Consider the following 10,189-nt stretch of genomic DNA (forward strand, 5'->3'; position numbering starts at 1 on the left):
ATCTATCACTAAACAAAAATTATTCTTAAGTTTAAGTAGAATAATTAAAATAAAATATTACAATATTTTTATAAACTATTTATAAAGTAAATCACTTTTTACTTTAAGATAGACCTCTTCGCCAAGCAAATTTTTCACTATAAAAAGCGCAAATTCCATAGAAAATGCAGGGCCCTTTGCGGTGATGATGTTTTGATCCTTTAGCACGTTTTTATCGCTAACGTAGCCTCTTTTGTCGCTTCTTACATTTTCTTCAAAACCAGGATAACAAACAAAATGCTCTTTTAGCACACGAGCTCGCTCAAGCACCATAGGAGCGGCACAAATGGCACAAATTAGCTTACCTTTTTTGTCAAATTCTTGCAAAATTTCTCTTAGTTTGGCGTCATTTGCAAGATTTTCTGCACCAGGCAGACCTCCTGGAAGCACGATCGCATCATAGCCTAGCTCCTCTACCTCACGAAGTGTGACATCAGCTTTTACACTTATGTTGTGAGCACCTCTGATCTGCGCATCCTTTAAGCTAGCGATAGATGCTATCGCACCTGCTCTGCGTAAAACATCGACAGAGGTTAGCGCCTCGATCTCCTCAAAACCATCAGCTAGGATTACGGCTACCTTTTTCATAAAATCATCCTTTCTCGTGTTATCTATTCGTTAGGATAAATTTTATATAATCAAAGCTTATTTCACAAGAAAGGACAGAGCATGCAAGTAAAAATTATTTACTGCAACTCTTGAAACTATCGTCCGGTAGCTTCTCGTGTAGAAGATGAAATAAAAACGAACTTTAGTGATGCAAGAGTCGAGTTGGTTGTAGGAGATGGTGGAAATTTCATCGTCGAGGTTAATGGAGATGTTGTATTTTCTAAGAAAGATCGCATCGGAAACGATGAGTCAAGATTTCCTCACGGCGAAGAGATCACAACTCTTATAAACAAATATCTCAAAGAAAAGTCGGCTTAATGCTAACTAGCGGGGCAGGCAACTGCCTCGTTCTTTTGTCTCAAATTTACTCTTTAAAATTTATCTCGTCTTTTTTAGAACTTACAATCCAAAAAAACGCTTCTAAATAAATATTTTCTTATAAATTTAAAAATTTTTGATTATCTTTTGTAAATTTTTGATATTTTCTTTGATGTTGTCATCTTTGTAGATCGCCGAGATGACGGCGATAAGATCAGGTTTGGCAAGAGAGAGCGAGCCGACATTTGTCTCATTTATGCCGCCTATCACGCAAACAGGTAAGTTTAAAATTTGCTTTGCCTGTCTAACCACCTCAAGGTCGCATTTTGGGGCATTTGGCTTTGTAGGGCTTACAAAAACTGAGCCAAAAGCAACGTAGCTAGCTCCGTTTTTAGCGGCATTTATGGCTAAGCTTATATCATTATAGCAGCTAACGCCCACATATGCGTCCTTGCCTAAAATTTCAAACGCCTCTTTTATGCCCTCGTCCTCCTTGCCTAGATGAACGGCCTTTGTGCCTATCTTTTTAGCAAATCTAACGTCGTCATTTACGATAAATTTCGCATCAAATTTCTCGCATAAATTTAAAATTTCACTTACGAGCCTTTCATTTTTGACCGCTTTTTTTGACCTTAACTGAAAAAATTTAACCCCGCACTCCAAAATTTCTCTAGTGTAACGCAAAGCCAAATTTTCAGGCATTAAAATATCATCGCTAATAGCGTAAATTTCAGCCATTAAGCCCTGCTTTATGGTCTATAAGCCGTGCGCCAAATTTACTTTTATGAGCATTTTTTATCCCATTTGCAACAAATTTTTTAGCCATTTTTATGGCGCTTATTAGATCACTTTGCTGCGCTAAAATGGCCGCTAGCGAGCTTGAGAAGCTACATCCTGCGCCGTGCATCACTCTAGGCTCAAAAAGCTCCTCGCTAAATTTCACCACTTCGCCGCCTTTTAGATAGAGCGTATCCTCGCAAATTTCATCGACTTTTGTTCTCTTTAGCACCATATCGCAAGGCAAATTTGCAAAGTCAATCCCCAAAATCATAGCCTCATCTACATTTGGCGTGGCGACGTTTGCGAGCTTTAAAAGCTCTTTTAGCGCTTCGATCGCTGCGTCTTCAAGCAGTTTTGCGCCTGACTTTGCCACGCAAACTGGGTCTATGACAACTGGCACATTTTTAGCTCTTAACTCCTTTAAAAACCCGCTTACAACGGCTATTATCTCCTCGTTAAAGAGCATGCCAACCTTCACAGCGTCTATATCAAGCTCGGCTAACACCATCTCAAACTGAGCTTTCACCATCTTTGCTGGCATCGCAAGCACGCTGCTAACGCCATTTGTATTCTGCGCGGTCACGGCTGTGATGACGCTTGCGCTAAAGCAGCCAAATGCCTCGCAGCTTTTTATATCCGCCTGCACTCCTGCACCGCCGACGCTGTCGCTTCCCGCAACTATCAAAACATTTTTCTTACTCACCCACACACCCACTTATCTCTTTTACGTCAAAAGGGTCTTTGACCTGCCACGAAAGTGCGTATTTCTCGATACTTTTCTTTATCGCACTCACCAAATAATCAATATCCTCAAAGGTATGCGTATAGTGCAGGCTAACTCTCACCCAACCTGGCTTGTGGGTGAAGCTTGGATCCTCTTTTAGCCCCAAAAGATCATGTCCGTATGAGCCTGCGCACGAGCAGCCAGCACGTGTTTGTATGCCATACTCTTTGCTTAAAATTTTTGAAAGCTCGTATGGAGCTACGTTTTTTACATTAAATGAAAATATCGCAAGTCGCTTTAAATTTGCCGGACAGTAGCTTATAAGCTCTGGGATTTCTCTTAGCCTTTGGCAAAAGTAGTCGCTAAGCTCGCTCTCGTTTTCATAAATGGTAGCAAGCCCTATCTCTTCTCTTAGTCTGTAGGCTAAATTTGCACGTATAAGCCCCAAAATAGGCGGTGTGCCAGCCTCTTCAAGTGCCTCTTGATCCTTTAAAAATATATGGTAGTTTTTGCTCACATAGCTTACCGTGCCACCACCTGCAAAGCTTGGCACATCGTCATTTGCTAGCACTTTTTTGATAGCTAGTAGCCCACAACTGCCAACTCCGCCAAGAAGCTTGTGCGGCGAGATAAAGAGCGCGTCAAAGTAGTCGCAGTCTAAATTTGCATATGCACTAAGGCTCGCCACGTCAAATGCCACGATACCGCCAAATTTCTTCACCATCGTGTAAATTTGCTTGTAGTCGCTTATGACGCCTGTGACGTTTGAGGCGGCACTAAAGCTAGCGATGATCTCACGCCCTTGGTTTATCTTTAAAATTTGCTCCAAATGCCCGAAATTTATACCGCCATCTTTTGCGAGCCTGATGCGCTCAACCTCGCAAAGCGCCTCTTTAAAGCTGATCTCATTTGAGTGGTGCTCGTAAGGACCAAGTATAACTAGCGGCGAGTCGTTATTTGGCTTTAGATCAAATCTTCTTTTAGCAGCTGGAGGCACGTAAAGCCCCAAAAGCTCTTGAAATTTCTTGATCGCACCAGTGGCACCGTATCCAGTGGCTATGAGGTAAAATCTATCATCAAGCCCCAGTGCGCGCTTTAACTCGCTTCTAGCGTTATCATACAAAAGCTGCGTTTTATAGGCGTTTGATGATGTTAGCGAGTGGGTGTTGGCATAGGTTTTTAAGATATCAGCGACCTCGTCCTCGATGGGTTTATACGCAAGTCCTGAGGCGGTGTAGTCGAAATAATGTATCCCTTTTTTTAAAATAATATCTCTTCTAATGTGCTCTAAATTTACCAACTTTAGCCTTTTAGTTTTTGCGTGATTATAATTAAAATTTTCTAAAAATATGCTACAATCCGCCACACAAAGGATACGAAATTTTAGCCATAAAATCGACATTTGAGCGGATGAAGCACCTTAGTATTGCTGAAGTTATAAAATTTCATCTTGTTTTTGATGACTTTTTATTAAAGGGCTCATACTACGATGTTTTTGAGGCGATTAGGGCTGAAATTTTAGATGATTATAAAAATTTGATGGCTAGGTTTTACTTTGACGAGGACAGCGGCGAGGCCATCAAAATGGCTCTCATTAAGCTAGCTAGAAGCGACAGGAAGAAATTTAGCGTAAATAAAATTTTGCCCCAAAGCATGACAAATAGGGTCTATGCAAAGCTTTTTAGTAAGGATTTTTTAGTGCTTGAAAAGAGCCAAGAAAAGCCACGAGTAAAAAACAAACGCCAAATTTTAAAAAAGAGCGAGCGAGCTTATAAGATAGAGGATAAAATTCATTTTAACAGCCATTTTTCAAGGTTTTGGTTTAGATTTATCGAGCCAAATTTAAGCCTTTTAAAAGAGGGTAAGAGTGAGGAAATTTTAGAGCTCATAAGAAGAGAATTTGACGAGTACGCGAGCCTTGGCTTTGAGCTTTTAAGTAGCGAGCTAATGGCTAAAAAGCTTGGATTTAACGGCATTTTACTAAGCTCATTTTGGAGCAAAAATATAGAGCTAGACATGCTTTTTAGCATAAATGGCAAGATAATAGTTGGCGAAGCAAAGTACAAAGAGCGAAAAATTTGCAAAAATGTCTTAAATTTAGTCCTTCATAAGTGCGAAAGGCTAGGCATAAAGCCTGATATCGTGGCGCTTTTTTCAAAAAGTGGCTTTAGCAACGAGCTTTTGGGCTTAAAAGATGAGCGGCTTAGGCTTTATGAGATAAAAGATTATGAGGAGTTGCTGTGAGTGATATCGATATACAAAATGGCCTAAAAAGCCTGATAGAGCAGACCTATCTGATAGAGCGTGAGTATAAAAATTTGACCGCTTCTTATATGGGCCTGCAAGGTTTTATAAAAGATATCGTGGAAATTTTGCCAAATGCCATTTGGGTGCTTGATGAAAATGATGAAATTTTCTTGCAAAACTCAGAGGCGCAAAAGCTTGGCAAAGCGCTAAATTTCGTCCCAAAAGATGAGGGCGAGCTAAACTTTGGCTCACAAATTTATCTTGTAAAAAAGGTGGTCAAAGATGATAAAAAGATCATCTCAGCTACCGACATAACGCAGGAAAAACGCACCGAGCGCCTAGCCTCGATGGGTCAAGTAGCAGCGCACCTAGCTCACGAGATAAGAAACCCAATAGGCTCTATCTCGCTTTTAAATTCCACCCTTTTAAAAAGGGCTGAGCCAAAAATTTTGCCTATCGTCGAGCAGATACAAAAGGGGATCTGGCGAGTTGAGCGCATCATCAAAGCCACACTTCTTTTTACAAAAGGGCTTAGTATCACGCCAAAGGAATTTAACTTTTTAGATATCAAAAGCGAGTGCGAGGAGGCGCTTAAATTTTATGAGTATTCAAAAGATATAACTTTTGAGCTAAATTTCCCTGATGCCCTTTATAGTGGCGACTTTGACCTCATCGCGATGGTCTTTCAAAACATTTTATTTAACGCCATAGACGCCATCGAAGAGGACGAAAACGACGAAGGTGTGGTGAGACTAAGCTACGAAAAGACACCAAATGAACATAAATTTATAGTCTATGACAGCGGAGTTTCTATAAAAAATGAAAACATCGTCTTTGAGCCATTTAAGACGAGCAAGCTAAAGGGCAATGGCCTAGGGCTGCACCTTTGCCTGCAGATAATAGAGGCGCACAAGGGCAGCATAGAGATAACCCTTGAGCCAAAGACATTTTGTATAAATTTACCTATAAAGGAGAAGTGATGAGTGAAATTTTAGATGAGCTAAATGCGTGGCAAAATGGCCTAAAGGCGCTTAAATTTAGTGAAATTTTTAAAAATGGCAGCGAAAAAGTGGCTTTTATAAGCGTTGATATGATAAATGGCTTTTGTTGTGAAGGCGCACTAGCTAGCAAGCGTGTGGGTGAGCTCTCAAAGGGCATAGCAGATACTTTTAAACTAGCAAGGGATAAATTTGACCTTAAAAACTTCATCCTCATCCAGGATGCTCATGAGCCAAATTCAGCTGAGTTTGCGAGCTTCCCAGCTCATGCTTTAAAAGGGCAAAATGAGGCAGAGGCAGTTGATGAGCTAAGAAATTTAGACTTTTTTAATGAGATGAAGACTTTTTATAAAAACTCACTTAGCATCGCTTACTCGCAGGAGTTTAATAAATTTATAAGTAAATTTGATAGCTTTGTCGTAATGGGCGACTGCACCGATATGTGCATCTATCAGCTTGTTTCTCACCTAAGACTTAGCGCAAATGAGCAAAATTTAAAAAGGGAGATCATCGTGCCTGCAAATTTAGTCCAAACCTACGACGCCCCAGGGCATAGTGGTGATTTTTATCAAAATGTATTTTTACATCACATGCAAATGGCACTAAACGCACGTGTAGTAAAAAAGCTAGAAATTTAGCCATATATTTATATTAAAAACAATTATCAAGTTATAAAATTTAGCGCTTATCTATCGTAATTAATATAATTAATAACGTAGTTTTGCGCTAATTTTCAGATCTATTCTCTTTAAATTTCTTTTCTTATAAAATATTTTTAGGTTACATTTTTACAATATATTTGACATTAACTATCAATATAGTTATAATCACGCTCAAATTTTAAAAATAAGAGATATTATGGAACTTTTAAAACACAACATTGACTATATAATCATCGGCATTTTGGGCGTTATGAGCTTTTTTGTGCTTTGGTATACGATAGAGCGTATCATTTTTTACTCACGCGTCGATATAAATAGCTACAAAAACATCAAAGAGTTCGATGAGGCGCTGACAAAAAATTTAACCACACTTTACATTATCTACTCAAACGCCCCATATATCGGACTTCTTGGCACGGTTGCTGGCATAATGATCACATTTTACGACATGGGTATGGCTGGCGGCATCGATACAAAAAGTATCATGATCGGTCTATCTTTAGCGCTAAAAGCGACCGCATTTGGCCTACTTGTGGCGATCCCAACGCTTATGATCTACAACGGCTTTGTTAGAAAAGTCGATGTCATGATAAACAGATACAAGGCCAAAAATGCGTCTAAATAAAAAAGATGGGCTAAATATTGTCCCATTTATCGATATCATGCTCGTTTTGCTAGCCATCGTGCTAAGCATCTCGACCTTCATCGCCCAAGGCAAGATCGCAGTTGATCTACCAAGTGCGAGCAGTACAGAGCAGATAAAAGAGGACGAGAAAAAAGTGAGTGTCGTTATCGATAAAGATAATAAATTTTTTATAGATGATGCGGAAATTTCGGAAGATGAGCTGAAAGATAAGCTAAATGCCATTGATACTAAGACTTTAGTGCAGCTAAAAAGCGACAAAAACGCTAAATTTGAGAGCTTTGTGAAAGTCATAGATATATTAAAAGAAAAGGGACACGAAAACTTTGCAATCCAAACAGTCTCTGAGTAAAATTTCAAACTATAGTGGCTTAGCAGTATCGGCGATAGTGCATGTAGCAGCGGCTTATTTTTTGCTTTCACATAACTTTAGTGAGATAAAGATAGGCGAGCAAAAACCTATAAAAATAGCTCTAAATTCATTCACTCCAGTGCCGCAAACTTCGGCTCCGCAGATAAGCGAACAAGTGATGATACCAGAGCCAACACCTCCAGCTCCACCGCCACCACCTGAGCCTCCTAAGCCAGAACCTAAGCCTGAACCAAAGGTCGAGCCAAAGCCACTACCAAAACCAGAGCCAAAAAAGATAGAAAAGCCTAAAGCTGAACCTAAAAAAGTGGAGAAAAAGCCGCTGCCAAAGCCTGAGCCTCGCCCTGAGCCAAAAATTGAGCCAAAGGTGGAGCCAACACCTGCTATCACTGCGCCAGCTCCTACCGCGACCCCAGCACCTGTTGTAAATTCAAATTTACCAGCAAATAATAAGTCTATCGCCTCAGCTCCAGCTCAAAAAGTAGCCCAAGAGTTAAATTTATCAAACGCGCAAAGCGATGAGGACTTTAGCAAGGTTATAGCAGCTGTGAAAAGGCATAAAAACTACCCAAATAACGCTAGAAGGATGAAGCATCAAGGCGTTGTTGAAGTTAGATTTTTGCTTAAAACAGACGGCAGCATAGACGAGCTAAAGGTTACTAAAAGTTCAGGCTTTGAGTCGCTTGACAATGGTGCTTTAGAAAATGTCAAAAAAGCAAGCTCTGAGTTTCCAAAGCCAAAAGAAGCTCGCTATCTTCGCTTTCCTATAGCATTTACATTAAGATAAATTTTAAGCTCATTTGAGCTTAAAATTTCTTATATCAAGTGTTTAGATCAGGATAGTCCCAGCAGTTAAATTCAGCGCTCAAGTCGTCATTTTCTTGCCCTTTGCAGCATAGCCACTCAAGCCCTGCTCGTCTCTCCATAACGACCTCTTCGTCAAGTCCAGGCGCCTTTTTGCCATTTACCCTTGCATCTACGCAGGCCCAGTGATAGCGATAAACTAGATCAAGCTTGCTTAAAATTTCATCCATACTGCGAAGCTTTGAGCGGCTTTTTAGCCCGCCCTCTCTAAAGACGTTCATCACAAACTCGCAGTCACAAATTTTATCCATCTGGCCTATATCTTCGGCTATGCCAAGCGCCCAAAGAAGCACCCAAAGCGACTCATATTTCCAGCCCATATTTACGGCTGTTTTCATATCAGCTCTATCCTCAACGACCTCTTTTTCTTTTATACTAAGTCCCTCGTAGGCATCACCTAAAAAGCTCTTTGCCCACGCCATATTTTCTTCGCCCAAAGAGCCCTCATCACGGATCGTGCAAGCACACATGATCGCTGTAAATGAACAAACTGCGCGCCTTACTACCTCGTCAATATCTCTTGGCGTAACCTCACTATTTTCATAGCGAAGCGGCAAGCTCTCAAGCACCGCCACGCCCTCTTGCTTTAAAATTTTTATGTTCTCATCTTTTCTTTGTTGTGCTGTTTTCAAGAGAACTCTCCTTCTGTTTTTATAGTTTTATCTATTTTTTCTTTCAAAATAGGCAAATAATCCCTAATCGCTATCTCTATAAGCTCTAAATTTAGCCTTTCGTATTCATGCGATGCGATATTTCTTGTTGTGCTAATCGCCCTTATCTCTTCTTTGGTAAAAATAGCCAGAGCCTCAAGGTCATTGCTCTCTTGTATGCCTTTTAAAAGCGCATCGATATTAACAAACTGCATCATTATGGCAGGTTGTAGCACATCCTCATCATGAAGTGCCTCATATATGCCACCGCTACATTTATTTAAGATAGAGCCTATTTTTTGAGATATTTTTTTAAGATGCTCTACACTTGCTTTTTCAAACATAAATGGCTCCTTTTACAAGCTCTTCTTTAGTTTGCGCCGACATAGACGTGGTGTCACATATATCAACCAAAACGCCAAATTTACCAGACACGCTTTTTCTAAAATCATCTAAAAATGTAACTACCAAAAAAGGGCTACCAAGGTTTTTTACCATCTTTTTAGCATCTGTTTCTATCACTATATCTATATCAGAAAAAACATCCGCCCTATCTTTTGCGTAGCTTCCAAAAAGGCCTAGCTTGGTAACTCCAAGCAAAAACAACCTCTCTTTTTGCGATGATAAAAAATTTAAAATTTCACTTTTTGTTGTCATTTCCTACCCAAAAAACTCGGCGTTAAATTTCTCTTCGTCGAAATTTTTGCCCAAAAATTTACAAATTTCCTCCATATCAGCCCTTGCCGTTTCAAAACAGCTAGTAGCCCCTGGGCTTGGCGTCATATTAAAGCTTATGCCCTCGCCTGTGCTGATCTTGCCCTCGCCAAGCTCTAGCCTTTTTTTATTGCGGTCGATCACCTGCGGCCTTACGCCACCAAAATTTACAGCGTAACTTAGGTCGTTTTCACTTAGGCTTGGCACGATCTTTCTGGCGTCTTTAACAAATTCTTTTTTATTGATAAATGGCACTTCAAACAAGAAATTTCGCAAAATATACGACCTTATATCCTCGTCTTTTAGTAAATTTGTAAAGACTTCAAGGACGTTTTTGTCAAATTTTAAGCACTTTAAGAAGTCAAAAAAGCTAGAACAGCCGTGAAATCTCTCAAGCTTTGGTATGACAAGGGCAGTTGGACCAAAGCGGGTATTGCCATTAGCTAGGATATCTGGGTCGCCATGAAGTGCGGCAAATGGCAGCTTGTCGTTTTGCACCATATAGACTTTGCCGTTTAGTAGGCGCTTGTTCGCGAAATAAAAGCTTCCAGCAACTGGCAGCGTGCTAAGA

General features: G+C 40.1%; 14 protein-coding genes and 1 pseudogene. 7 read left to right on the plus strand and 8 right to left on the minus strand.

Annotation, left to right across the window (positions count from 1 at the left end):
- Nucleotides 1-75 precede the first annotated feature (75 nt).
- Nucleotides 76-627, minus strand: coding sequence for a DJ-1 family glyoxalase III (locus Q0296_RS05285; protein WP_298037536.1), 552 nt, complete (start codon nt 625-627; stop codon nt 76-78).
- 81 nt (nt 628-708) lie between these two features.
- Here Q0296_RS05285 and Q0296_RS05290 point away from each other — a divergent pair, with 81 nt between their 5' ends.
- A complete protein-coding gene (locus Q0296_RS05290; protein WP_298037545.1) occupies nt 709-966 on the plus strand; it encodes a SelT/SelW/SelH family (seleno)protein in 258 nt (85 codons plus the stop codon).
- A gap of 126 nt (nt 967-1,092) precedes the next feature.
- On the opposite strand, the gene thiE is transcribed toward Q0296_RS05290, so the two are convergent.
- From thiE to Q0296_RS05305, 3 genes are read right to left on the minus strand one after another with little or no spacing between them, the layout of a single operon-like run.
- Nucleotides 1,093-1,704, minus strand: a complete 612-nt coding sequence (thiE, locus tag Q0296_RS05295; protein ID WP_298037555.1) for a thiamine phosphate synthase — start codon at nt 1,702-1,704, stop codon at nt 1,093-1,095.
- On the minus strand, nt 1,697-2,455 hold the full coding sequence (gene thiD, locus Q0296_RS05300; protein ID WP_298037613.1) for a bifunctional hydroxymethylpyrimidine kinase/phosphomethylpyrimidine kinase: 759 nt from the start codon (nt 2,453-2,455) through the stop codon (nt 1,697-1,699). The genes thiE and thiD overlap by 8 nt, the downstream gene beginning before the upstream one ends.
- Entirely contained in the window at nt 2,442-3,770 is a 1,329-nt protein-coding gene (locus tag Q0296_RS05305) for an aminotransferase class V-fold PLP-dependent enzyme (protein ID WP_298037564.1), read from the minus strand. The genes thiD and Q0296_RS05305 overlap by 14 nt, the downstream gene beginning before the upstream one ends.
- A 110-nt stretch (nt 3,771-3,880) precedes the next feature.
- Between Q0296_RS05305 and Q0296_RS05310 the strand changes: the two genes are divergently transcribed.
- The 6 genes from Q0296_RS05310 (at nt 3,881) to Q0296_RS05335 (ending at nt 8,177) form a co-directional block, all read left to right on the plus strand.
- Nucleotides 3,881-4,714, plus strand: coding sequence for a DUF234 domain-containing protein (locus tag Q0296_RS05310; RefSeq protein WP_298037571.1), 834 nt, complete (start codon nt 3,881-3,883; stop codon nt 4,712-4,714).
- Nucleotides 4,711-5,697, plus strand: coding sequence for an ATP-binding protein (locus Q0296_RS05315; RefSeq protein WP_298037574.1), 987 nt, complete (start codon nt 4,711-4,713; stop codon nt 5,695-5,697). Before Q0296_RS05310 ends, Q0296_RS05315 begins: the two co-directional genes overlap by 4 nt.
- Complete coding sequence (locus Q0296_RS05320; RefSeq protein ID WP_298037576.1) at nt 5,697-6,353, plus strand: isochorismatase family protein; 657 nt, start codon at nt 5,697-5,699, stop codon at nt 6,351-6,353. Before Q0296_RS05315 ends, Q0296_RS05320 begins: the two co-directional genes overlap by 1 nt.
- 220 nt (nt 6,354-6,573) lie before the next feature.
- Entirely contained in the window at nt 6,574-7,002 is a 429-nt protein-coding gene (gene exbB, locus Q0296_RS05325; protein ID WP_298037579.1) for a TonB-system energizer ExbB, read from the plus strand.
- Nucleotides 6,989-7,372: a TonB system transport protein ExbD gene (gene exbD, locus Q0296_RS05330; protein WP_103567691.1), complete on the plus strand. Its 384-nt coding sequence runs from the start codon at nt 6,989-6,991 to the stop codon at nt 7,370-7,372. The genes exbB and exbD overlap by 14 nt, the downstream gene beginning before the upstream one ends.
- Nucleotides 7,347-8,177, plus strand: coding sequence for an energy transducer TonB (locus tag Q0296_RS05335; protein WP_298037589.1), 831 nt, complete (start codon nt 7,347-7,349; stop codon nt 8,175-8,177). The genes exbD and Q0296_RS05335 overlap by 26 nt, the downstream gene beginning before the upstream one ends.
- 34 nt (nt 8,178-8,211) lie before the next feature.
- On the opposite strand, the gene Q0296_RS05340 is transcribed toward Q0296_RS05335, so the two are convergent.
- From Q0296_RS05340 to Q0296_RS05355, 4 genes and pseudogenes are all read right to left on the minus strand, one after another.
- Nucleotides 8,212-8,886, minus strand: a complete 675-nt coding sequence (locus Q0296_RS05340; protein WP_298037596.1) for a DUF4272 domain-containing protein — start codon at nt 8,884-8,886, stop codon at nt 8,212-8,214.
- Nucleotides 8,883-9,248, minus strand: coding sequence for a HepT-like ribonuclease domain-containing protein (locus Q0296_RS05345; RefSeq protein ID WP_298037602.1), 366 nt, complete (start codon nt 9,246-9,248; stop codon nt 8,883-8,885). The genes Q0296_RS05340 and Q0296_RS05345 overlap by 4 nt, the downstream gene beginning before the upstream one ends.
- Entirely contained in the window at nt 9,241-9,561 is a 321-nt protein-coding gene (locus Q0296_RS05350) for a nucleotidyltransferase domain-containing protein (protein ID WP_148822761.1), read from the minus strand. Before Q0296_RS05350 ends, Q0296_RS05345 begins: the two co-directional genes overlap by 8 nt.
- A gap of 3 nt (nt 9,562-9,564) precedes the next feature.
- A pseudogene (locus Q0296_RS05355) lies at nt 9,565-10,189 on the minus strand (malate:quinone oxidoreductase); the annotation flags it as partial.

Origin of the sequence: uncultured Campylobacter sp., assembly GCF_937890585.1 — a bacterium.
Classification (GTDB): domain Bacteria; phylum Campylobacterota; class Campylobacteria; order Campylobacterales; family Campylobacteraceae; genus Campylobacter_A.

Excerpts from the sequence above, each read along its gene's own strand:
- Q0296_RS05310 (WP_298037571.1), top strand. The coding sequence starts at position 3,881 with ATGAAGCACCTTAGTATTGCTGAAGTTATAAAATTTCATCTTGTTTTT.
- exbB (WP_298037579.1), top strand. The coding sequence starts at position 6,574 with ATGGAACTTTTAAAACACAACATTGACTATATAATCATCGGCATTTTG.
- exbD (WP_103567691.1), top strand. The coding sequence starts at position 6,989 with ATGCGTCTAAATAAAAAAGATGGGCTAAATATTGTCCCATTTATCGAT.
- Q0296_RS05345 (WP_298037602.1), bottom strand. The coding sequence starts at position 9,248 with ATGTTTGAAAAAGCAAGTGTAGAGCATCTTAAAAAAATATCTCAAAAA.
- Q0296_RS05320 (WP_298037576.1), top strand. The coding sequence starts at position 5,697 with ATGAGTGAAATTTTAGATGAGCTAAATGCGTGGCAAAATGGCCTAAAG.
- Q0296_RS05350 (WP_148822761.1), bottom strand. The coding sequence starts at position 9,561 with ATGACAACAAAAAGTGAAATTTTAAATTTTTTATCATCGCAAAAAGAG.
- Q0296_RS05285 (WP_298037536.1), bottom strand. The coding sequence starts at position 627 with ATGAAAAAGGTAGCCGTAATCCTAGCTGATGGTTTTGAGGAGATCGAG.
- thiE (WP_298037555.1), bottom strand. The coding sequence starts at position 1,704 with ATGGCTGAAATTTACGCTATTAGCGATGATATTTTAATGCCTGAAAAT.